Annotated in this window: 19 protein-coding genes and 1 pseudogene; 2 read left to right on the plus strand and 18 right to left on the minus strand. The window is 64.1% G+C overall.

The genetic code is table 11. The features are described 5' to 3' along the window. Nucleotides 1–55: 55 nt before the first annotated feature. The 8 genes and pseudogenes from ASG39_RS21000 to ASG39_RS21035 form a co-directional block, all read right to left on the minus strand. Nucleotides 56–2,188 (minus strand): EAL domain-containing protein, encoded by a 2,133-nt coding sequence (locus tag ASG39_RS21000; protein WP_162242466.1) that lies wholly within the window; start codon nucleotides 2,186–2,188, stop codon nucleotides 56–58. A gap of 247 nt (nucleotides 2,189–2,435) precedes the next feature. Further along, nucleotides 2,436–3,782: an adenylate/guanylate cyclase domain-containing protein gene (locus tag ASG39_RS21005; RefSeq protein ID WP_062596895.1), complete on the minus strand. Its 1,347-nt coding sequence runs from the start codon at nucleotides 3,780–3,782 to the stop codon at nucleotides 2,436–2,438. Nucleotides 3,783–3,981: 199 nt separating this feature from the next. Then, nucleotides 3,982–5,094, minus strand: coding sequence for a Gfo/Idh/MocA family oxidoreductase (locus ASG39_RS21010; protein WP_062596896.1), 1,113 nt, complete (start codon nucleotides 5,092–5,094; stop codon nucleotides 3,982–3,984). A gap of 84 nt (nucleotides 5,095–5,178) precedes the next feature. Next, on the minus strand, nucleotides 5,179–6,204 hold the full coding sequence (locus ASG39_RS21015; protein WP_062596897.1) for an ABC transporter permease: 1,026 nt from the start codon (nucleotides 6,202–6,204) through the stop codon (nucleotides 5,179–5,181). A gap of 45 nt (nucleotides 6,205–6,249) precedes the next feature. Further along, the gene (locus ASG39_RS21020; protein WP_062596898.1) at nucleotides 6,250–7,788 is read right to left on the minus strand and encodes a sugar ABC transporter ATP-binding protein; all 1,539 of its coding nucleotides are present in this window, start codon (nucleotides 7,786–7,788) and stop codon (nucleotides 6,250–6,252) included. Between the two features lie 180 nt (nucleotides 7,789–7,968). Then, the gene (locus ASG39_RS21025) at nucleotides 7,969–8,898 is read right to left on the minus strand and encodes a sugar ABC transporter substrate-binding protein (RefSeq protein ID WP_062596899.1); all 930 of its coding nucleotides are present in this window, start codon (nucleotides 8,896–8,898) and stop codon (nucleotides 7,969–7,971) included. A 294-nt stretch (nucleotides 8,899–9,192) separates the two neighbouring features. Continuing rightward, nucleotides 9,193–9,432, minus strand: a pseudogene (locus ASG39_RS21030) (Atu4866 domain-containing protein); the annotation flags it as partial. A 20-nt stretch (nucleotides 9,433–9,452) separates the two neighbouring features. After that, on the minus strand, nucleotides 9,453–10,175 hold the full coding sequence (locus tag ASG39_RS21035; protein ID WP_062596901.1) for an SDR family oxidoreductase: 723 nt from the start codon (nucleotides 10,173–10,175) through the stop codon (nucleotides 9,453–9,455). 105 nt (nucleotides 10,176–10,280) lie between these two features. On the opposite strand from ASG39_RS21035, the gene ASG39_RS21040 reads away from it, so the two are divergent. After that, nucleotides 10,281–11,165: a LysR family transcriptional regulator gene (locus ASG39_RS21040; protein WP_062596902.1), complete on the plus strand. Its 885-nt coding sequence runs from the start codon at nucleotides 10,281–10,283 to the stop codon at nucleotides 11,163–11,165. A gap of 128 nt (nucleotides 11,166–11,293) precedes the next feature. On the opposite strand, the gene ASG39_RS21045 is transcribed toward ASG39_RS21040, so the two are convergent. The 8 genes from ASG39_RS21045 to ASG39_RS21080 all read right to left on the minus strand — a co-directional run bounded on the left by ASG39_RS21045 (nucleotide 11,294) and on the right by ASG39_RS21080 (nucleotide 17,526). After that, the gene (locus ASG39_RS21045; protein ID WP_062596903.1) at nucleotides 11,294–11,824 is read right to left on the minus strand and encodes a DUF992 domain-containing protein; all 531 of its coding nucleotides are present in this window, start codon (nucleotides 11,822–11,824) and stop codon (nucleotides 11,294–11,296) included. Between the two features lie 94 nt (nucleotides 11,825–11,918). After that, nucleotides 11,919–12,176: a BON domain-containing protein gene (locus ASG39_RS21050; protein ID WP_062596904.1), complete on the minus strand. Its 258-nt coding sequence runs from the start codon at nucleotides 12,174–12,176 to the stop codon at nucleotides 11,919–11,921. A 116-nt stretch (nucleotides 12,177–12,292) separates the two neighbouring features. Further along, complete coding sequence (locus ASG39_RS21055; RefSeq protein ID WP_062596905.1) at nucleotides 12,293–12,472, minus strand: CsbD family protein; 180 nt, start codon at nucleotides 12,470–12,472, stop codon at nucleotides 12,293–12,295. A 159-nt stretch (nucleotides 12,473–12,631) separates the two neighbouring features. Further along, nucleotides 12,632–14,140 (minus strand): helix-turn-helix transcriptional regulator, encoded by a 1,509-nt coding sequence (locus tag ASG39_RS21060; protein WP_062596906.1) that lies wholly within the window; start codon nucleotides 14,138–14,140, stop codon nucleotides 12,632–12,634. A 37-nt stretch (nucleotides 14,141–14,177) separates the two neighbouring features. Next, a complete protein-coding gene (locus ASG39_RS21065; RefSeq protein WP_062596907.1) occupies nucleotides 14,178–14,729 on the minus strand; it encodes a VTT domain-containing protein in 552 nt (183 codons plus the stop codon). A gap of 189 nt (nucleotides 14,730–14,918) precedes the next feature. Then, complete coding sequence (gene pcaF / locus ASG39_RS21070; protein ID WP_062596908.1) at nucleotides 14,919–16,118, minus strand: 3-oxoadipyl-CoA thiolase; 1,200 nt, start codon at nucleotides 16,116–16,118, stop codon at nucleotides 14,919–14,921. Nucleotides 16,119–16,132: 14 nt separating this feature from the next. Continuing rightward, on the minus strand, nucleotides 16,133–16,822 hold the full coding sequence (locus ASG39_RS21075; RefSeq protein ID WP_062596909.1) for a 3-oxoacid CoA-transferase subunit B: 690 nt from the start codon (nucleotides 16,820–16,822) through the stop codon (nucleotides 16,133–16,135). Then, nucleotides 16,819–17,526 carry a 3-oxoacid CoA-transferase subunit A gene (locus ASG39_RS21080; protein ID WP_062596910.1) on the minus strand — a complete coding sequence of 236 codons (708 nt, stop codon included), beginning with the start codon at nucleotides 17,524–17,526 and terminating at the stop codon, nucleotides 16,819–16,821. Before ASG39_RS21080 ends, ASG39_RS21075 begins: the two co-directional genes overlap by 4 nt. Before the next feature lie 154 nt (nucleotides 17,527–17,680). Here ASG39_RS21080 and ASG39_RS21085 point away from each other — a divergent pair, with 154 nt between their 5' ends. Beyond that, nucleotides 17,681–18,418, plus strand: a complete 738-nt coding sequence (locus tag ASG39_RS21085) for an IclR family transcriptional regulator C-terminal domain-containing protein (RefSeq protein ID WP_062597065.1) — start codon at nucleotides 17,681–17,683, stop codon at nucleotides 18,416–18,418. Between the two features lie 33 nt (nucleotides 18,419–18,451). On the opposite strand, the gene ASG39_RS21090 is transcribed toward ASG39_RS21085, so the two are convergent. Together ASG39_RS21090 and ASG39_RS21095 are read right to left on the minus strand one after the other, a co-directional pair. Beyond that, nucleotides 18,452–21,124 (minus strand): hypothetical protein, encoded by a 2,673-nt coding sequence (locus tag ASG39_RS21090; protein ID WP_062596911.1) that lies wholly within the window; start codon nucleotides 21,122–21,124, stop codon nucleotides 18,452–18,454. A 38-nt stretch (nucleotides 21,125–21,162) separates the two neighbouring features. Further along, the gene (locus tag ASG39_RS21095; RefSeq protein ID WP_062596912.1) at nucleotides 21,163–21,576 is read right to left on the minus strand and encodes a helix-turn-helix domain-containing protein; all 414 of its coding nucleotides are present in this window, start codon (nucleotides 21,574–21,576) and stop codon (nucleotides 21,163–21,165) included. Nucleotides 21,577–21,637: the final 61 nt, after the last annotated feature.

The following is a 21,637-nucleotide window of genomic DNA, read 5'->3' on the forward strand; positions in this document are numbered from 1 at the left end:
AAGATATAAAGATTCCATAGGAATCTCGCTCCCCGGATAGCGATGTCGGGCCTGTTTATGCACCCGAAGCTTTGCCGTAACGCCGCTCTGGACTTTGGAAGTAGCGCGCCGACATGTCGGCCTCCGAGAGAGGCTTGCTGTAGAGATAGCCTTGCATGACATCGCAGCCGTAGAGGCGGGCGATGCTGGACTGAAGCTCCGTTTCGATGCCCTCTATCGTGACCGCGATGCCCATGGCGTTGGCAAGCGCAACGGTTGCCTGCAGCACGGGCGCCGTATCGTTCTTCGTGTCGAGAGCCGCCACCAGCGACTTGTCCACCTTGACGCGGTCGAAGGGGAAGCTGCGCAACATGCCGATGCTGGCAAAGCCCGTGCCGAAGTCGTCGAGGGCAATGCCGATGCCGAGGTCCTTCAGCGCGGTGATGGCTTTCAGAGCCTGCTCCGGATGGCTGATCAGGACGCCCTCCGTAATCTCGAGCGTCAGTCTCCTGGCATCGAACCCGGCGTCCGAGAGGATCGATGCGACCGCGGTGGCGAAACCATGATCCTGCAATTGAACCGGCGAAACGTTGACGCAGACCCCGATATCGGGCCAGCCTGCAGACGCGCGGATGGCCTTGCGCAGAACCTGCAAGCCGAGCGTCTCGATGAGGCCTGCCTTTTCGGCGACGGAGATGAAGACATCAGGGGGGACGCGGCCGAGCGGCGAGCTGCTCCAGCGTGCCAAAGCCTCGACGCCGCAGATCGACTGGTCGATGCTTCGGAACAGCGGCTGGTAGAAGACGTCGATCCCTTCGGTCTCCAAGGTCGTCTTCAGATACTGCTCCATGGTCATGTCGTCGCGCCGGCGCTGCTCGAGCTCGCTGTCGAAGGTGACGATGCGGCCGCGGCCGAGATCCTTCGCCCGATAGAGGGCAACGTCGGCCGCCCGCATCAGGTCGCCCATATCCACATCGGCCAACCGCGCCGTCGCCCGCCCGATGCTCGCCGCGACCTGGATCTGCCGGGTCCCTAGGGCAAAGACGTCGCATGTCGCCGCGAGCGCACGATCCGCAACGTCATCGCCGATGTTCGAGTCCGACGTTCTCGCCGCAACGATCGCGAATTCGTCTCCGCCCAGACGGGCGATGAAGGCCTCCGGCGGGAGAACGTTTCGCAAGCGGGCGGCCACGGTCGCGATCAGTTCGTCGCCCGCCGCATGGCCCCAGGCGTCATTGACGCGCTTGAACCCGTCGAGGTCGAGAAGACACAGTTCGACGGTTCCCTCCCGTTCGCTCCGGGTGAGGTCGGCCAAGTGCTCCAGCAGGGCACGCCGGTTCCACAAGCCCGTCAACGCATCGCGAAGTGCGGCGTGCCGCGCCGCGGCCTCGTCTTGCCGGAGCTTTCGAACGGCCACCCATCCCGCAACCGCGATGCCGGTCAGAAAGACGAAGAGAATGGCGGCGCCGACCGCAAGCTGCGTCTTGACCGTGAGGAAGCTGCGGCTGCCGGGAAGCTTGGACGGCCAGCTGAGATAGGCGATTGCCGTGCCGTCGAGATCGGTCAGCGGCACGTTCAAGGCATTTTCGGCCCGCGCCAGGCTGAGATTCAGCTTTTCGATCCGGAAACTCTGCGCAAGATCGCCGATCACCCGAGGCGTCAGATGCCGCGCCATGAACAGCGTGTAGAGATTGCGCTCCTCGATCCGCGTGTTGGTGCTGCTCGGCCGGATCTTGGCCGCAGCCATCAGCGCGATGCCGCTCTTGGAACGCACGGCATAGACCGGGGTGATGCCGGCCTGTTCGCCCAGCTGATCGGCATTGCGCACGATGGTGGTAAAGTGATCGCCGAAAAACACCGCCGGCGGCTCGGTCAGTTCTTCGCCGTCCTTATAGGCGACGATCACCTTGCCGCGTGCGTCTGTGACGACGGCGGTATCGTAGGCCGGATTGTCCGCACCCGTATTGGCCCAGTTCTCGATGACCCAGTACTTGCGATTGATCGAATTGAGCTGTTTATAGGCCCCGTCCCAGGTGGCATTGTCGTGGAGAATGCCGAACAGTTGCGTGCGGAGCGCATCCACGGCCGCCGTCGTCGCATCCAGCGCACGCTCGTCGTCGATCCGGTTCGCCGTGTCCCTCATGGCGTCGACCGAGCGGAAGACGATGCCGGCAAAGATGCTGGCGACGAGAATAAACAGGAATGCCACGGCCAGGACCGCGCGTCGCCGTCGCCGGTTATCGGTATGGGGCAGCATCATCCGTTTATTCCTCCCCTCCGGCAGCAACGCTGTCGGAGTTCATTGGAGACAGATTTAATCGTAAGCCATCAAGAAATGGTGACCAAGACGCACCTAAGACGGTAAGTTTTTACTGTGGGACATCGTCGATAACGCGTCCTTGTCGGCGACCAGGTCGTAGAGCGGCGTGACAGGGGATATCGCTAGCGCGAGCGCGCTAGAAAACATGCGCCAAGACGCTGCGGTTGCGGCCTCTGATATCGATCGTCAATGCGTGGGCGACCTCGCGCCCCGAGGGCGTCCCGCCGGCGGCTTGCAGGCAGGCGTCCGACACCACGAGGCGTCCCTCTAGGTCACGGGTTGCGCGCTCCAGGCGACTTGCGACGTTCACGACATCGCCGATGACGGTGAACTCGCGGCGTTCGCTGGTGCCGACATTGCCGACGATCACTTCGCCGAAGTGGAGGCCGATGGCGATGCGGATCGGCTCGGCGCCACGCCGCGTCCTTTTCGCCGACCACGCGGCATAGGTGTCGAGCAGCTGGAAGGCGCAGGAAAGCGCACGCTCCGCCGCATCGTCCTGCGGCTGCACGCCGCCAAAGGTCGCCATGAACCCGTCGCCCAGAAACTTGTCGAGCGTACCGCCGCACGGGAAGATTACATTGCAGCCGCGCTCCTGGAAGCTGCGCAGGAGGGTCAGCGCCTGCTCCGGCGAGCGCATTTCGGCCATGCGCGTGAAGCCGACGATATCCACGAACATGACGGCGACCTCGCGTTTCGCCGGCACGCCGAAGCTGTCTGCGCCATCGCCCATGGCATGGGCGACATCGGGTGAAACATAGCGGGCGAGCGAGGCTCGAACCGTGTTGTCCTTGATCTGGGCAATGAGCGTGTTGCGGCTTCGCAGGACGGCGATGGCAAGCATGAGCGTGAACAGCCCGGTCGCCACCACCTGAACCCACATCTGAAGCAGGCCGACGAAGTACGGATTGAGGAACCGCTCGAGCGCCTGCATTTCCGACATGCCCGCGGTCGTGTCGAACCGGACCGTCTCCGGCCTGTCATAGAGGGCGTTGATGCCGAAGGACCAGATGGCGATGATGATGCCGCCCGTCCAGACGACGAGGATGGGCGAATAGGTGAGGGCCGACTCCGCCAGCAGCAGGAGCACATAGAGAAATTCCGGGCCGCGCGTGCGGGTTTGGATCGGCCAGTCGGACGCGATGCCGCCGATGGGTGGCAGAAGAATGGTGGAGGTGATCAGCGCGACATCCAGAATGGTGCAGGCGAGCTTGATCGTCCACGCGGCCCGGTGATGCCGCGTCGCGTAAGGAACATAGCTCAGAGCCAGAAAGATCAGGCTGACAGCGAGGTAGTAGACGTTTCGCGGCCAGGCGGTGCTGACGAGCAGCCACGCGGCGATGACGGCCACGGCGCAGAGCCGGACGCGGAAGGCCACCGCCAGCCCCTCCAGCTCCGCATCGTGCAGGCGCTTGAACTGCTCGTCGGATGGGACGCGTCCCGGCAGCGCTGCGGACATGTGAAGTTGAAGCCATTCAAGCATGGGGCACGTTCACCTCGACCAGGATCGGGACGCGATCCGATCGATGATCTGTCGCACGACAGAGTGTCGGGGAGCAATGACATACCATCGCCGCGGGTGCGCACGACCCGCAACAAGCGGTGAACAGCTGCCGCCGCTGCCTGGAGGTAGTTCAGGGTCGTTCGCGGTGCTGCAGACGACCGGCGTCAAAGACCCATGATCAGACGACCACCCAGCGCTTCTCCCGATAAGACTGCGCCATGGCGTGGACGCTGCGCTCGATCCGCAGCCCATCCTCGAAGGTCACGGCGGTGAAGGGCTTGCCGGCGATGGCCTGATGAAGCTGGTGGCACTCGATGATCTTCAGATCGTTGAAGCCGAGGCCGTGGCCGGGGGCGGGGATGAAGCGGTCATAAGGCGGGTGGATCGGGGCCGTGAGGACGCGGGCGAAGCCACGCGTCGCCTCGGGACCGGTGGTCGTGTAGAGTTCGAATTCGTTCATCCGCTCCTGGTCGTAGAGGATCGATCCTTTCGAGCCGAAGATCTGCAAGGCGATGCGACCCTTGCGGCCCCAGGCCGAGCGGTTCGCCATGAGAACGGCGGAGACGTTACCCTCCAGCTTCAGGAGGACACTGGCGATATCATGGTTCTCGACCTCCCGGCGCTCGCCGGCCTTCGTCGGACGGTCTGCATATGGCTTGCCGAGATCGGCGATGACCTCCTGCACATGGCCGAAGAGATGCCAGAGCAGCGACAGGGGATGGACAGCGAAATCGTCGAGCGCGCCATAGCCGGAGCTTGCCTCGCTCTTCCAGTAGAACAGCGCCTCCGGATCGGCCATGAAGTCTTCGTCCATCTCGACCCGCACATGGTTGACCGTGCCGATCGTGCCATCCTCGATCAGGCGGCGGATCTGCGCGATCGCCGGGTTCTGAATGTAGTTGTAGCCGAGAATGGCGATCTTGCCGGTGCTGCGCGCAGCCGCCAGCATGGCTTCCGCATCGCCAAGGGCCGGGGCCATCGGCTTTTCGCACCAGACATGCTTGCCGGCCTGAAGAGCGGCAATCGCCATTTCCGGATGGAAGGCATTCGGCGTCGTGACCGAGATCACATCGACCTCCGGGTCGGCCAGAAGATCGCGCCAGTTGCCGGTGGACTTGCGAAAGCCGAAGGCGCTGGCGCGGCTCGCCGCCATCTCGGCATTGGACTCGGCAAGCGCGACCAGCTGCGGCGCGGGAACGTCGCCGAAGATCTGGCGAACGCCATTCCAGGCCAGTGCATGGCACTTGCCCATGTAACCCGTTCCGATGAGGCCGACGCCTAGAGCTTTCATGTCTGTCTCCCGATATGTCTTGGCGGTACGCGTTTCCGCCGTTTTGAATGCGAAAGTCTTTGGGTCGTATAACGCCGTCGGCCCTCAGGCCTTGGAGCGCTTCTTCTGGCGGTAGACATCGACCACGACGGCCGTCACGATGATGAGACCCTTGACGATCTCCTGATAATAGGCGTCGACCCTGAGGAATGTGAAGCCCGAGGTCATGACGCCGAGGATGACCGTGCCGATGACGGTGCCCGTGATCCGGCCGACGCCGCCATTCAGCGATGTGCCGCCGATGACGGTCGCGGCGATGGCATCGAGCTCGTACATCACGCCCATGCCGGATTGTGCCGTCTGGGCACGGGCCGCGGTGACCACGCCAGCGAGGCCCGCCAGCATGCCGGCTATGGCATAGACCTTGATCAGATGGCCTTCGACATTGATGCCGGACACCCGCGCGGCCTGCATGTTGGCGCCGATCGCATAGGTGAACTTGCCGTAGCGGGTGTAGCGCAGCGTGATGTGGAAGATGAGCGCGACGACGAGAAAGACGACGACCGGCCAGATGCCCGTGCCGATGAAATTGAACTGATCGGTCAGACCGGAGACCGGCTGGCCCTTCGTGTACCATTTCGAAATGCCGCGCGCCGAGACCATCATGCCGAGCGTGGCGATGAAAGGCGGGATCTTGGTGCGGGCGATCAACTGCCCGTTGACGAAGCCGGCGAGCAGGCCGATGCCGATGCCGAGCGCGATCGGCACCACGAACGGCATGTCGGTCAGCGACGGATAGACCGCGCGCGGCCAGGTGGAGGCCTGCGCGACGCTCGCCGAGATCATCGCGGTCATGCCGACGACGGAGCCGGAGGACAGGTCGATGCCGCCGGTGATGATGACCTGGGTGACGCCGACGGCGATGATGCCGATGACGGAGACCTGCAGGATCATGATCGTCAGGCGCTGCGTGTTCATCAGGAAGCTCTGGCCGATGAAGATCCAGCCGAGAATTTCGTAGACGAGCGCAATGGCGACCAGCACGAGAAAGATGTTGAACTCGGACGGCAGTTTCCGCCGCGACGGCGGCGAGACCGGCGATGTTCCGTGCAAGGCTTCATTGTTGGTCATTGATAGTCCTCCCTGACGCGATGGAAAGCGGTGTGAACGGCGCGTTCAACGCGCTGCCAGCTCCATCACCTTGATTTGCGTGGCTTCGGCACGATCGAGAAATCCGGTGACGCGCCCTTCGTGCATCACCATGATGCGATCGCTCATGCCGAGAACTTCCGGCATTTCCGACGAGATCATGATGATCGCCACGCCGTTGCGGGCCATCTCGGTGACGAGGCGGTGAATCTCGGCCTTTGCGCCGACGTCGATGCCGCGTGTCGGCTCGTCGAGAATGAGAATGCGGGGATCGGTCAGCATCCACCGCCCGATCAGCGCTTTCTGCTGGTTGCCGCCCGAGAGGTTCTCGATCCGCTCCTCCAGATTTGGCGTCTTGACGCGCAGCTTGCGCGCCATGTCCGCACATTTTTCCGCAAGCACCTTCTGCTGCACGAAGCCGTGCTTGACGAACTTGTCCTGCAGAACGGCGATCTGCATGTTCTCGAGAACGTTGAGAATCAGCAGGCAGCCGGTGTCCTTGCGGTCTTCCGTGAGGAAGGCCATGCGGTTGGCGATGGCCTTGGTCGGCGTATCGATCACGACGTCGCGGCCGTTGATGGCGATGGTGCCCGAGGAGGCCGGCGTCACGCCGAAGAGGGCTTCCGCGACATTCGAGCGGCCCGAGCCGACAAGGCCGGCGATGCCGAGGATTTCGCCCGCGCGCACCTCGAACGAGATATCGGCAAACACCCCGCGCAGCGACAGATTGCGGACCGAAAGCACGGTCTCGCCGATCGGGACATCTTCCTTCGGAAACATCTGGGTGATCTCGCGCCCGACCATCATGCGGATGATGTCGTCGCGCGTGACGTCCGTGGACGCGTGGGTGCCGATATACTTGCCATCGCGGAACACGGAGAACTCGTCGGCGATCTCGAACAGCTCGTTCATCTTGTGGGTGATGTAGACGATGCCGATCCCCTGTTCCCGCAGGCTGCGGATGATGGCGAACAGGTGCTCCACCTCGCGTTCGGTCAGCGCGGATGTCGGCTCGTCCATGATGAGGACGTCGGATTCGTAGGAGACGGCCTTGGCGATCTCGACCATCTGGCGGTTTGCGACCGAGAGATCGCCGACGAGCGCCTCCGGATCGAGCGCGATGTTCAGCCGTTTGAAGAGGTCGGCCGTCTGGCGGCTCATGGCGCCGTGATCGATCAGGCCGAAGCGCCCCTTGGGCTCGCGGCGGATCCAGATGTTTTCGGCAACCGTCATGAAGGGCATCAGGTTCAGTTCCTGATGGATCATGGCAATGCCGTTTTCGAGCGCGTCCAGCGGCGAGGACAACTCGATATCGACACCCTTGAGGCGAACCTGCCCGCGATCCGGCGTATAGATGCCGGCGAGAATCTTCATCAGCGTCGATTTGCCCGCCCCGTTCTCGCCCATCAACGCGTGAACCGTGCCGCGTCTCAACCGGAAGGTGACGTCGTCAAGCGCGACGACTCCGGGAAATTCCTTGCGAACGCCCTCGGCCGTCAGCAGGAATTCGGCATTGGGAACCGCGCCACTCTTGCGCACAGCGGCCATCGTCGACGGGCTGACCATCGCTATCCTCCTCGAAAGATCGTGGAGCCCGTCCGAAGACCAAACCTCGCCGGACGGGCCGTCTCTCCAGTTCACCGCCATCCTGTCCGGACTCAAGGCTGCGGCCTTGGTGGGGGGACGTGGGCGGGGGACATGGGCGTGGACCGGACTGCGGACGGTGCCCGCAGTCCCTTTCAGGCCTCAGTTCTTGGCCTGGTAGTCCTTGAGGTTGGCAGGCGTGACGAGTTCGAACGGGATGTAGACCTTCTTCTCGACGGTCTCGCCCTTTACCAGCTTGAGCGCGGCATCCACGGCGCCTTTGCCCTGGCCGGCGGCGTTCTGGAACACGGTCACATCGAGGTCGCCGGCTGCCATCGCGGCAAGCGCATCCTGCGTCGCATCGACGCCGGCAATGACGACCTTGTCCATCGGACGGCCGGCGGCTTTCAGCGCCTGCATGGCGCCAATGGCCATTTCGTCATTGTTGGCGATCACGGCGTCGAATTCCGTGCCGGCGGAGAGCCAGTTGGTGATGAGGTCGGCGCCTTCGGTGCGCTGCCAGTTGGCGGTCTGTTCCTCGACGATGGAGATGCCCTTGCAGGCGTCGGTCGCCAGAACGTCATGAACGGCGGCGGTGCGCATGCGGGCACCCTGGTTCGACAGTTCGCCCATCATCACGACGGCCTTGCCCTTGCCGCCGAGAAGACGGCAGACTTCCTGCGCTTCTAGCGTGCCGGCGACCGTTTCTTCCGACGCGACGAAGGCCTGCTTGTCCGGCAGGGTGTCGAGGTTTGCCGGCTGGCGGTTGACGTAGACGAGCGGGATCTTGGCGTCGGAGGCGATCTTCGACATGGCGGCGGTCGCGTCGGTATCCACCGGGTTGACGATGATCGCATCGACGCCGGCCGCGATGAAGTTCTGGATCTGGCTCTGCTGCTTGGCCACGTCGTTCTGTGCGTCTTCGACCTGCAGCGAAACGCCGTTCAGCGTCTGCGCGTAATCGCTCATGCCGTTGCGCAGAACGGTCAGGAAGTTGTCGTCGAACTTGGCGATGGACACGCCGATCGTCTCGGCATGGGCAGCCGTCGAAAGCATAACGGCGAGAGCCGCGCTGAAAATGACCTTTTTCATGTTTCCTCCTCAGACGGTGTCCGGTGGCACCTTTTTTTCCGGATTCCCCAAAACGGGTCCTGGCATGTCCGTCGGGCAATGCCAAAACGGTACAAAACATACAAAATAAATCCTCTTGGAATTTTTATTCCACTTTTTAGGATCGCCGTCAAATTGTATTTTCGCAGGTTGTTGAGAAGCGATGGCACATGGGCGGCGGGCGGTCTCCCGGCGACAGATAACGAAGATGGGCGGCGGGATCACGAGGATCGCCCCGCCCATATCAATGCGTCGTCTTCAGCCGCCGGTCATGCGCTACGGCTTGCGGCGCAGCACCATTCCGGCGTGGTGGAGACTGCCGTCTCCGAAATCGCCATCCGCTGTGAAACCGGTATCGTCCACGTAGTCGATGTGGTCGCCGCTCACGACATACCGTCCCTGGTAAGCGCTCTCACGGGTTCCCCGCGCTTCGTCGTAACGACCGTTCGGCAGCAGCCGGTGGCGAATCTGGCCGTCGTCCGTTTGCCAAAGACCGAGGTAAGGATGGAATGATTGTTCCATTGGCGTGAGTGTCCTCAGTTCGGCGACCGTGTCGGGCGAACGACGATCTCGTTGATATCCACGTCGTCGGGCTGCTCGATCGCGAATCGGACGGCGCGGCCGATGGCGTCCGGGGTGAGGGCGATGGCACGGTAGGCCTTCATCGCATCCACGGCGACCGGATCGGTGATCGTCGCGGCCAGTTCACTTTCCACGACGCCGGGATGAATGCAGGTGACGCGAAGATCGTCATGTTCCTGCCGCAGCCCATCGGAGATCGCCCGGACGGCGAACTTGGTTGCGCAGTAGACGGCGGCCGTCGGCGAGACGCTCAGCGCGCCGATCGAGGCGATGTTGATGATATGGCCAGAGCCGCGCGCCGTCATCTCCGGCAGAACGGCGGCGACGCCGTAGAGAACGCCCTTGATGTTGACGTCGATCATGCGATCCCATTCCTCTACTTTCAGCGAGGCCATCAGCGACAGCGGCATGATGCCGGCATTGTTGATGATGACATCGATGCGACCGAAAGCGTCTCTGGCGGCCTCGGCAAAGGCGGCGACGTCAGCGCGGTCGGTCACGTCGAGTGTCCGGACCATGACCTTGGCGCCTTCGGCCCGAAGCTCGGTTGCGAGGCTTTCCAGCCGGTCGAGGCGCCGGGCACCGAGCACCAGGGTGGCGCCGGATTTCGCGAGTTCACGCGCAATGCCGGCGCCGATGCCGCTGGAAGCGCCTGTGATAAGAACGATCTTTTCCATAGTCTCTGCCTTTTCGTTGCAGGTTTCGATGGACAGAGACTAGATCATGGCGATTGTAGCGAGAAGCCGCTTATCCGTATCTACCAAGGTAAGGAATTCTAACCAATGAACGTCGATCTGAACGCGCTGTCCGTTTTCGTTCTCGTTGCCGAAGAGCGAAATTTCCGCGCCGCTGCGGATCGCATGGGCGTCACCCGATCCGCCGTCAGCCAGACGATCCGCCGGCTCGAGGAGACGCTCGGCATCGCTCTCGTCACGCGGACGACACGGAGCGTCACCTTGACCGAGGCGGGCGAGCAGCTCTATCGGAGTGCGGCACCGGCGGTGGCCGAGATGCATGCGGCCATGGAAAGTGCGAGCGTTCCCTCCGGCCCGCCGCGTGGACGGCTGCGGCTTGCCGTTTCCTCCATCGCCGAGAGCTTTCTGACCGGGCCGCTGCTTGCGACCTTCGCGGAGGCGCATCGTCAGGTGAAGCTGCATATCACGGTGACGGACGAGGAGTTCGACATCGTGGCCGAGGGCTATGATGCGGGGGTCCGGCTCGGCGAGGTGATCGCGCAGGATATGATCGCGATACCGGTCTCGGCCGAGCAGCGTCAGCTGCCGTTCGCATCGCCGGACTATCTTCGCGCCCATGGCACCCCGTCCCATCCGCGCGAGTTGAGCGACCGGCGCTGCATCGGCTGGCGCGCCGGCGTCCATCTTGCGCCCTATCGCTGGGAGTTCGAGGAAGACGGAAAAGCGTTCTCGGTTGCGGTCGATGATGCCATCACGACGACCGACATGGCGTTGATGATCCGCCTCGCCGTGGCCGGGGCGGGCATCACGTTCGGCCTGGAGGAAAGTTTTCGCGCGCCCGTCGCGCGCGGCGAACTGGTGCCGCTGCTGGAGCCGTTCTGTCCCCGGTTTCCCGGCTTCTACCTCTATTATCCGAACCGCCACAATATGGCGCCGAAGCTCCGGGCCTTCATCGATCACCTCAAGCGCTGATGCGCAGGGGACCCCGCATCTTTCCCGTCGGCAGCACTCTTTCCGTCGTGGCATGTGAAAGGGGCGGGACCTTTCGGCCCCACCCCCATCGTTCTCTTTCAGGTCAATTCGCCGTCAGATCATAGCCTTCAGCTTGCGGGACGCAGCTGCAGGCGGGAGATGCCGGCGGCGACGTTAAGGCCGGTCCCGGCCTGCGTGCTCAGCGGCTGGAGGCCGAAATTCTTGGCGTTGCCACCGACAAGGGCGTTGGCGCCGAGACCAAGGCCGACGGCGGCACTGGCCGACGCGCCGACATAGGTGCCGGCGAGGCTGCCCTGACCAACCGTGGTCGGCACCGTGTTGACGACGATCCAGCGCAGATAGGACGTGCCGGTGATGCCGACGTCGATGCCGAGCTTGCCGATCGTGCCCGTATACCGTTCCGTCTTTCCGCCGCGTTGCGCGAAGGTACAATCGACGGCCTTGCTCGACCCGATCAGCAGACCGATGCCGCCGGCCACCTCGCAGGACAGCGTGCCCAGGCGCTCACGCGGCTCGTCTGCAACGACGCGGCTGTGATGCTTCTTGGCAGGCGTCTTGGCAGGCGTCATGTCCGCCGCCGACGCGGTGGTGCCGACGGCAAGGGTTGCAGCAAGGGCGAGGATGAGGGTCTTCTTCATAGGATACTCCGATATTGACGATGTGCGTTGTGGTCGTGTGTGATGTGTGTTGGGGAGCCGAGCGCCGAAACGCGCCCGTGATCGGGCCGCAGTCTCAGGCCGCTGTAGGCGCGACGATCTCGATGTCGCTGACGACGCGGCGCGGCGACAGGTCGGCCGCGATGCCGATGGCCATCTCGATCGCCTCACAGCTTGGGGCTGTGCCCGAGAGGAGGACGTGGTCGTCGCGGACGGAAACGTCGATCCGGCACTCTTCCAGCCCATAGGTATAGGCAAGGACGCAGGCGATCGTCGCTTCGGTCGAGCCGAGGTCCGGCGTCAGGACGCCGTTCGAAAGAACGGGGAACAACATGATGGCTCTGCCTCTCAATCGGGCTTTTGGTCGAACTTTCGGCCGGTCGCTCAAGGTAAGATCGTTTCGCCTGCGACCCGGCTCCCGAGGGGGCGGGAGCCGGGAGCCATGGCGGCTTATTTCAGCGCGTCCTTGACGGCATCCTTGGCCTTGCCGATCGTGCTCTGGGTCTTGCCCTCGACCTTGTCGGCCTTGCCTTCGGCTTCGAGGCGCTCGTTGCCGACCAGCTTGCCGACGGCTTCCTTGATCGTGCCCTTGACGTCCTTGGCTCCGCCTTCGATACGGTTCTTGTCCATTCCGGTTCTCCTTGAAACACGTGTTCAGGTTCAGATGGCAGCGAGGGTGCCGCTGTCATGACACGGACATAAGGAGGTTGGATCGGGGATTTCAGAGCGGAAAATACCAGTCCGCCTAGTATCAAATGACCTTTTTTCAGGGTTGCCGACGATTTTTCGCTATTTTTGTCGGCCGGGCCGTTTGGCGAGCTTGGCATCCGGCAGGCCGGTGAAGCCGCGCTCCCGCGCCCAGATGACCGCTGCGGCACGGCGGTTGACGCCGATCTTGCCGTAGAGCGAGGCAATGTGATTGCGGATCGTGTTCTTGGAGAGGTGCAGGGTGTCGCTCATCTCCGCATCGGTCTGCCCACTGCAGACCAGGCCGAGGATTTCTCGTTCCCGGTCGCTCAGGGCCACGAGTTGCGCCGACGGTGCGGCCGTCGAGGTCTGCTTCAACGTTGCCAGTCGATCGACGATCGAGCGGCTCAGCCAGGAGGTATCGGCCATCACGCTTTCGATCGCCTCCACCAGCTGCGCTTCGCTCCGGCGGCGTTCGGTCACGTCCTGGAGGGCCCAGATGACGCATTGCTCGTCGTTGATCTCGACGCGCTCGGCCGAGACGAGGCATTCGGCGAAGGCACCGTCCTTCTGCTTCATACGCATCGGCTCGTCGCGCACGAAGGTGTTGTCGCGCAGCTTCTGTTCCAGGCCACGGCGCGCGACAACATCGTCCCACAGGTGCAGCTCGCCGGCCGTCCGGCCGATGACATCGCTGGCGGCATAGCCCGAGATCTGCAGGAAGGCGTCGTTCGCCTCGGTGAAGACGAAATCGTCCAGCCGCGAGATGGCTGCGGGGGCAGGCGACAGGCGGAAGGATTTCGAGAAACGCTCCTCGCTCTGGCGCAGGGCGTTCTGCGCCTTCCGGCGCGCGTCCAGATCGGCGAAGGTGAAGAGCATGCACGGCTCCTCCACCACGGCGATCGGCTCGCCGGCGACGATCACCAGCCGGTCGCCACCGGCCGGCAGCGGCACCAGCGCCTCGCGATGCCGGATGACGCGGCCCTCGCCGAGCTTCGTCAGCGCGTCCTCGCCGCTCTCGCAGTTGGAAAACAGCCCGATCGCCTCCACCGTGCGACCGATGATGTCTTCCTTCATGAAGCCGGTCATTTCCAGAAAGCCCTGGTTGACGCGAATGAACCGCTGGTCGTCCAGACGGCAGATGAGGCCGGGGGCGGGGTTGGCATTGAAGGACCGCTCGAACCGCTCCTCCGCTTCGAAGCGGGGCGTCTCGTCGCGGATGACCAGCGCCAGAACGGCCTCGTCCGCGTCTTTGCCGGCAATCGCCATGCTCCGGTTCGTATGCACCCAGGCAGTATCGAGATCGCTCGCCGGCGAGATCTCCACGGTCACGTCCTCGACGGTTTCGCCCGCCAGAAGACGCTCGATCGGATACTCTCCTTCCTCCAGCGGGTGATTGTTGCGGTAGCGCAGGGTGAAGGTCCGCCGATAGCCTTTCGCGTCGCCGCCGAGGTCGGCAATGGTCTCGACGCGGTGCATCGCGAGCGCAGCGGCGTTGGCGAAGGTGATGCGACCCTTCTCATCGAGGAAGATGACGCCTTCGCTGATGCCGCCGAGGAATTCCTGAAGGGTGGCTCGGTCGAGGCTCGGGGCTTTCAGGCGTTCGGGCATGTTGGTCTTCCGGTTGATGCGGCGGAGGCAGGAACGGCTATCGGGTCTGGGAGCGGACGACCATGGTGGTTGCCACAATCGCAAGGACCAGAGCCGCCAGCGCGATGAGAAGGTGGATGTGCAGGCGCAGATGGCCGAACAGGGTCTGCACGGCATTGCCGAAGAGGAAGCCGATGGCGGTGATCGCGGCGCCCCAGAGACAGGCGGCAATGCCGTTCAGCACGAGAAAACGCAGCGCGGAAATATTGGTCCGGCTGATCAGCAGAGGGCTGATGATGCGCATGCCGTAGATGAAGCGGAAGGCGAGGATGAAGCCGACCGGATACCGCTCCAGCAGACCTTTCGCGCGGCGCATGGCCGGGGTCGCCTCAAGCCGCGCGACGAAGCGAAACCGCGCGGCATGGCGACCGATCAGGAAAAACAGCTGGTCGGCCACGAACGAGCCGAACGCCGCAGCGGCTGCGACCTGCCAATAGACGAGCAGGCCGCGATGGGCGAGGACGCCGCCGAGGAAGGCAACGGCCTCCCCCTCGACACCCGCGCCGATGAGAACGGCCCAGATGCCGTAGGCGGAGATCAGCGCTTCCAAACAGCGCCGCCCAAAATCCGCGCACCGCGCCCCGAACCCCCGGCCATATGTAACCCTCCATCAACGATCGCTTTTCAAGATAGCTCTCGATCGCGCTTTTTGAAGAGCGCGACGGACCGGAGATGAAAAGGTCTCATGTGATGAAGACCGTGACCCGCCATCGTCGCTGCGGGGCAGGCGGTTCTTGCCTCAGACGCGTTCGAAGGCCACTGCAATACCCTGGCCGACGCCGATGCACATCGTCGCGAGCGCGCGGCGGTGGCTTCCGAGCGAGAGTTCGAGTGCGGCCGTTCCGGCGATGCGGGCACCGGACATTCCCAAGGGATGCCCGAGAGCGATGGCGCCGCCGTTGCGGTTCACATGGGCGGCATCCTCCGGAATGCCGAGCCCCCGCAGGACGGCGATGGCCTGGGAGGCGAAAGCCTCGTTCAGTTCCACCACGTCGAAGTCTGTCGGCGAGAGGCCGAGGCGTGCCGTCAGCTTCTGTGTCGCCGGCACGGGGCCGATGCCCATGACCCGCGGCGGAACGCCGGCCGCAGCACCCCCGAGGATGCGCGCGATCGGGGTCAGGCCATGACGTCTGGCCGCGGCTTCGGACGCGATGATCAGCGCCGCCGCGCCATCGTTGACGCCGGACGCATTGCCCGCCGTGACGGTGCCCGTCTTGCTGACGGATCTCAGGCCCGCAAGCGCCGCAAGGCTCGTCGCGCGGGGGTGCTCGTCCTTGGCGACGACGAGCGGATCGCCCTTGCGCTGGGGAACGCTGACCGGGGTTATCTCGCGCTCGAGACGACCATTCGCCTGCGCGGCGGCGGCCTTCTCCTGCGAACGGACCGAGAAGAGGTCCTGGTCTTCTCGCGAGATGTGAAAATCGGCAGCGACGTTGTCGCCGGTCTCCGGCATGGAATCGACGCCGTAAAGCGCTTTCATCTGCGGGTTGACGAAACGCCAGCCGATCGTCGTGTCATGAATTTCCGCCTGACGGGAATAGGCCGTCTCCGCCTTGGGCATGACGAAGGGGGCGCGGCTCATGCTTTCCACGCCGCCGGCGATCATCAGCTCGGATTCGCCCGAGCGGATTGCCCGCGCAGCGCTGATCACCGCATCCATGCCGGAGCCGCAGAGGCGGTTGATCGTCGTACCGCCGACCGTGAGCGGCAGGCCGGCGAGCAGGAGCGACATGCGGGCGACATTGCGATTGTCTTCGCCGGCCTGATTGGCGCAGCCGAAAATCACGTCATCGACGGCCTCCCAATCGACGGCGGCGTTGCGTGCCATCAGCGCTTTCAGCGGCACGGCTCCCAGATCGTCGGGGCGGACGGACGCGAGCGCGCCGCCGAAGCGGCCGATCGGCGTGCGGATATAGTCGCAGATGAAAGCCTCTGGCATGGGCTCAGCTCCTTCTAGAGTTCGGGCACGACGAGATCGACGACCGGGGCGGCGACATGGAGCGGCGCACCCGTCATGGCCTGCAGATCGTCCATCGACAGGGCCGCAAGCTTCTCGCGCACCAAGAAGCGGCCATCCGCGATGTCGATGACGGCGTGGCTGGTATAGACCCGCGTGATGCAGGCGACGCCGGTCAACGGAAAGCTGCAGGCCTCGACCAGCTTCGGCTTGCCATCCTTCGTCACATGCTCGGTGATGACGAAGACCTGCTTGGCGCCGTGTACCAGATCCATTGCGCCGCCGACGGCGGGAACGCCCTTGGAGCCGACCCGCCAATTGGCAAGATCGCCGGTCTGGGCGACCTGATAGGCGCCGAGAATGGCGACGTCGAGGTGTCCGCCGCGCACCATGGCGAAGCTGTCGGCATGGTGGAAGAAGGCGGCGCCCGGGTTCAAGGTCACGGCTCGCTTGCCGGCATTGATCAGATCCCAGTCTTCCTGTCCGGGCGGCGGTGGCTCGCCGAAATCGAGAATGCCGTTCTCTGTGTGGAAGATCGCCCGGCGACCGGGCGGCTGATAGCGCGCCACCATTTCGGGAAAGCCGATGCCGAGATTGACATAGGCGCCGTCTTCGATGTCCTGCGCGGCACGCCAGGCGATCTGGGCGTTGGAAAGTTTGATGTCGTCGAGGCTTTCGGTGCTCATGCGTAGGATACTCCGGCCCGAATAAGGTCTTCTTCCTGCTGCGGATGTTCGACCTCTGCGATGCGATTCACGAAGAGGCCCGGCGTGACGACATGCTCCGGATCGATCTCGCCGGGCGCGACGATCCGGGACACCTGCGCGATCGTCGTCGTCGCGGCCATGCACATCAGCGGATTGAAGTTCCGTCCGGCCTTGTTGTAGGTCAGATTGCCGTGGCGATCGCCCAAATACGCCTTGACGATGGCGAAATCCGCCTTCAGCCAGCGCTCCTGCACGTAGTGGCGCCCGTCGAATTCGGCGATCGGCTTGCCTTCGGCAAGCTCGGTGCCATAGGCGGTCGGGGTGTAGAAGGCGGGAATGCCGGCGCCGCCTGCGCGGATGCGTTCGGCCAGCGTGCCCTGGGGCACGAGTTCCAGCTCGATCTCGCCGGCGAGATAGCGATCCGTGAAGGCACGGGGATCGGACGAGCGCGGAAACGAGCAGATCATCTTGCGCACCATGCCGGCGTCGATCATCGCGGCAATCCCGATGCGGCCGTTGCCGGCATTGTTGTTGATCACGGTGAGCCCGGTCGGGCGCCTGTCGATCAGGGCATGAATGAGTTCGATCGGTGCGCCCGATCCGCCAAAGCCGCCGATCATGATGGTGGCGCCATCGCCGATATCCTTGACCGCGTCGGCCGTGTTCTTGACCGTCTTGTCCACTGCGTCCTCCTCGGGGAACCGGATCTTCCATCAGCCGGCGATGCGAAACGATAAGGCGATCGCCCATCGACGGCAATGGCGTTGTGCGATATCGTGTATTTGTTGCGATATCGCACAAAGGAGTTGAGCCGTGGAGACGAAGCAGAGCGACATGATGGGCGGGCTCGCCAAGGGTTTGCGGGTCATCGAGGCCTTCACGGTCGAGACGCCGCGCCTCAGCATTTCCGAAGCGTCGGCCATTGCGGGGCTCGACCGGGCGACGACCCGCCGCTGCCTGCTGACGCTCGCGGAACACGGCTACTGCGCCTATGACGGCAAGTACTTTACGGTCACGCCGCGGGTGCTGAGACTCGGCACGGGCTGCCTTGCCACAATGCCGCTGCCACGCATCGTCCAGCCATGGCTCGACGCGCTCTCGGAAGAGATCGGCCAGAGCACCTCGGTCGCCATCCTTGACGAGGCCGAGATCGTCTATGTCGCGCGGGCGGCGCAACGGAAGGTGATGTCGATCGCGCTGATGCCGGGTTCACGCCTGCCGGCCTATTGCACCTCGATGGGCCGCGTGCTGCTGGCGGCCCTGCCGGCCGAGACCGCGCGAAACCGTCTTCTCGCAGCGCCGCTCCCCCAGCGGACACCGCGGACGATCACGGAGATCGACAGGCTGATGAGCGCGCTGGAACGGGTTCGGACCGAGGGATATGCGGTCGTCGACGAGGAGGTCGAACTCGGACTGCGGTCGATCGCCGTTCCCATCGTCAACGCCCGCGGAGCGACCGTTGCCGCGCTGAATACAGGGTTTCCCGCGTCCTCGGAAACGATGGAGAAAGCCCAGGAGAGGTTCCTTGACCCCCTTCTTCATGTGCGACAGGAGCTGTTCCGCATCCTCAACTGATGCCTCCCGCGCGGCAGACGGCAGTGTTGCGCGTCACGTGCGCCGGTCGGGTTTCAACAGCAGGGCCACCAGCGCCGTCCACCCGGTCTGGTGCGAAGCGCCGAGGCCCTGTCCGGTGTCGCCATGGAAGAACTCGTTGAAGGTGATGCGGTCGATATCGGCGGGGTCGCTCGCGTCGCCGGGACGGATCATCGCCGGGCGCCGGCCCTCATCGTCTTTCAGAAACAGCGCGCAGAGGCGGCGGCAAAGCTCGTCGCAGATGGCGGGCAGGCCTAGCATCCGGCCGGAGCCGGCGGGAAACTCGATCGCGAAGCCGTCGCCATAGAAGCGGTCGAACTCGCGCAGCGCATCGATGATCATGGCGTTGAGCGGCATCCAGACCGGTCCGCGCCAGTTGGAATTGCCGCCGAACATCGCCGATTTGGACAGTCCCGGCTCGTAGCGAACCTCGAAGCGCGCGCCGTCCAGATCGAGCGCGAAGGGGGCTTCCTCATGCGCTTTGGACAGCGACCGCAGGCCGAAGGGCGAGAGGAACTCGGTCTCGTCCAGCATGCGCGTCAGAAGTGCGGTCATGCGGCTGCGACGCAGAAGCGAGAGCAGCAGGCGCCTGTCCTGCCCGGGCTCGGTAAAGCGGGAGACCTGACCGGTGAGGTCCGGCCGGTGCTTCAGCATCCAGCCGAGGCGTGCGGCGAAACCTGGATGCCGCGTCGCGATATCGGCATCCAGCACCTCGACGGCGCAGAGCGGGATCAGCCCGACCAGCGAACGGACGCGCAACGTGGTCTCGCTGCCGTCCGGCAGCACCAGGGCATCGTAGAAGAAGCCGTCGTCGTCATCCCACAGGCCGCGGCCACTCTCGTCCTTCTCGGCCTCGCTGCCGCCGACATGGGTCATGGCCGAGGCGATGGTCAGAAAATGCTCGAAGAACTTCGATGCGACATCCTCATAGACCGCGTTCTCTCGGGCAAGTTCGAGCGCCATCCGCATGAGGTTCAGCGCATACATCGCCATCCAGGCGGTGCCGTCCGATTGTTCGATGTAGCCGCCGCCGGGGATCGGTTTCGATCGGTCGAACACGCCGATATTGTCGAGACCGAGAAACCCGCCCTGGAACAGGTTGCGGCCGGCCGCATCCTTTCGGTTCACCCACCAGGTGAAATTGATCATCAGCTTGTGGAAGATCCGCTCCAGAAAGGCCCGGTCGGCCGTGCCGGTCAGCGCCGCATCCATCCTGTAGACGCGCAGGGCGGCAAAGGCATGGATCGGGGGATTGGCATCGTCGAACGCCCATTCATAGGCCGGCAGCTGCCCGCTCGGATGCATGTACCATTCGCGGGTGAGGAGGAGGAGCTGGCCCTTGGCGAAGGCGGGATCGACGAGGGCGGCGCTGATCGCGTGGAAGGCGAGATCCCAGGAGGCGTACCAGGGATATTCCCACTTGTCCGGCATCAGCACGACATCTGTATTGGCGAGATGCGTCCAGTCGGCATTGCGGCCGCTGCGGCGCGCCTCGGGCGGTGAGGGACGCGTCGGATCGCCATCGAGCCAGCGCTTGACGTCGTAGCGATAGACCTGCTTCGACCAGAGCAGGCTTCCCAGCGCCTGACGCTGCACGAGCCGGGCGTCCGGGTCGGAGATGTCGGCCTGCACGCAGGCGTAAAAATCATCCGCCTCCCGCAAGCGTTGCGCAAAGACCGCGTCGAAGTCCTCGACCGATAGTGGCGTGCTCTCCTCCGGTGACAGGCGATAGCGGAGCACGAGCGTGTCGCCGGCGGCGATGCGATGGTCCGACAGTGCTGCGCATTTGGTGCCATGGTCGGGCAGGGCGGTCGCCTTGCCGCCGATCAGGTGATCGTTGATGGCGTCCTTGAAAGCCGTTCCGTCGTCGCTCTGGAAAAGCTGGCCGCCGTCGGGGAGGCGCCGGATATTGGTCTCGTTCTCGCAGAAGAGCATCTGCGCCGGCTGCAGCGCCCGGAAGCGCCGGGGTGGCAATGCGCGATGGCGGGTCGCGACGCTGTTGTCCTCGACCAGCGTCATCGCGGGCTTTTCGCCCGCAGCGCCCCAGCTCCAGATATTGCGGAAGACGAGCTGCGGGAGGACGCGGAGCGACGCGGCGTCCGGCCCCCGGTTGACGATCGAGACGCGCATCAGAATGTCGTCGGCGGTCGCCTTGGCATAGCTCACCGCGACGTCGAAATAGCGGTGCCCATCGAGAATGCCGGTGTCCTCGAGCTTGTATTCCGGCAGGTCGCCGCCCTTGCGGTGGGCGTTCTCCGCCACGAGATCGTCATAGGGGAAGGCTGCCTGCGGATAGCGGTAGAGCATCGTCTGGTAGCTGTGCGACGGTGTCGCATCGAGATACCACCAGACTTCCTTCACATCCTCGCCGTGATTGCCCTCATCATTGGCGAGACCGAACATCCGCTCCTTGATGATCGGGTCCGCGCCGTTCCAGAGCGCCAGCGACAGGCAGAGATATTGGTGTTCGTCGCAAAAGCCGGCGATCCCGTCCTCGCCCCAGCGATAGGCGCGCGAGCGCGCATGGTCGTGCGGAAAAGAGGACCAGGCATCGCCATCGGCGCTGTAGTCCTCCCGCACCGTGCCCCATTGCCTCTCGCTGAGAAACGGCCCCCATCGCCGCCAGCCCCCGGCCTCGGCATCCGCGACACGCCGGCCTTCTTCCGTATCGTCCCGTGCGTCTGCCATGCCGGCTCCCGTTTCGTCTTCAAGCGCGTCATCTGCGCTCACGCCCTGGCGGCTTTTTCGAAGGTTTCGCGCGCATCATGGACTTTGGCAAGGTTCTCTTCGGCCCAGATCCACACGCCACAGAAGGCCGCGCCAAGGCTCTGGCCAAGCGCGGTCAGCCGATACTCCACCTTGGGCGGAACGACGGGGTGGATCGTGCGCTTGATCAGCCCGTCGCGCTCCATCTGCCGAAGCGTCTGCGTCAGCATCTTCTGGCTGATGGTGCCGATCTCACGGCTGAGCTGCGTGAACCGCAGTTCGCCCTTCTCCTCCAGCGTTTCCAGGATTAGCATCGTCCACTTGTCCGCCACGCGGCCGATCAGCTCGTGGACCAGCGCTTCGACACGCGGGTCCACGACCTCGGGAATGATACGCGGCGGCGCATCGGCGGGACGACGGTGGAGGCTGGGCATCGACACTCTCCTTCGGGTGCGTATAAATCTTTTCGGTGCCTTCTGTTCGATGGAGAGTAGC

Source organism: Rhizobium sp. Leaf371 (assembly GCF_001424045.1).
Lineage (GTDB): Bacteria > Pseudomonadota > Alphaproteobacteria > Rhizobiales > Rhizobiaceae > Ferranicluibacter.

Bases quoted from the DNA above. Each gene is read 5' to 3' on its own strand.
- ASG39_RS21095 (WP_062596912.1), bottom strand. From the start codon at position 21,576: ATGCCCAGCCTCCACCGTCGTCCCGCCGATGCGCCGCCGCGTATCATT.
- ASG39_RS21025 (WP_062596899.1), bottom strand. From the start codon at position 8,898: ATGAAAAAGGTCATTTTCAGCGCGGCTCTCGCCGTTATGCTTTCGACG.
- ASG39_RS21085 (WP_062597065.1), top strand. From the start codon at position 17,681: ATGGGCGGGCTCGCCAAGGGTTTGCGGGTCATCGAGGCCTTCACGGTC.
- ASG39_RS21090 (WP_062596911.1), bottom strand. From the start codon at position 21,124: ATGGCAGACGCACGGGACGATACGGAAGAAGGCCGGCGTGTCGCGGAT.
- ASG39_RS21075 (WP_062596909.1), bottom strand. From the start codon at position 16,822: ATGAGCACCGAAAGCCTCGACGACATCAAACTTTCCAACGCCCAGATC.
- ASG39_RS21055 (WP_062596905.1), bottom strand. From the start codon at position 12,472: ATGGACAAGAACCGTATCGAAGGCGGAGCCAAGGACGTCAAGGGCACG.
- ASG39_RS21020 (WP_062596898.1), bottom strand. From the start codon at position 7,788: ATGGTCAGCCCGTCGACGATGGCCGCTGTGCGCAAGAGTGGCGCGGTT.
- ASG39_RS21005 (WP_062596895.1), bottom strand. From the start codon at position 3,782: ATGCTTGAATGGCTTCAACTTCACATGTCCGCAGCGCTGCCGGGACGC.
- ASG39_RS21010 (WP_062596896.1), bottom strand. From the start codon at position 5,094: ATGAAAGCTCTAGGCGTCGGCCTCATCGGAACGGGTTACATGGGCAAG.
- ASG39_RS21035 (WP_062596901.1), bottom strand. From the start codon at position 10,175: ATGGAAAAGATCGTTCTTATCACAGGCGCTTCCAGCGGCATCGGCGCC.
- ASG39_RS21045 (WP_062596903.1), bottom strand. From the start codon at position 11,824: ATGAAGAAGACCCTCATCCTCGCCCTTGCTGCAACCCTTGCCGTCGGC.
- ASG39_RS21015 (WP_062596897.1), bottom strand. From the start codon at position 6,204: ATGACCAACAATGAAGCCTTGCACGGAACATCGCCGGTCTCGCCGCCG.
- ASG39_RS21060 (WP_062596906.1), bottom strand. From the start codon at position 14,140: ATGCCCGAACGCCTGAAAGCCCCGAGCCTCGACCGAGCCACCCTTCAG.
- ASG39_RS21040 (WP_062596902.1), top strand. From the start codon at position 10,281: ATGAACGTCGATCTGAACGCGCTGTCCGTTTTCGTTCTCGTTGCCGAA.
- ASG39_RS21050 (WP_062596904.1), bottom strand. From the start codon at position 12,176: ATGTTGTTCCCCGTTCTTTCGAACGGCGTCCTGACGCCGGACCTCGGC.
- pcaF (WP_062596908.1), bottom strand. From the start codon at position 16,118: ATGCCAGAGGCTTTCATCTGCGACTATATCCGCACGCCGATCGGCCGC.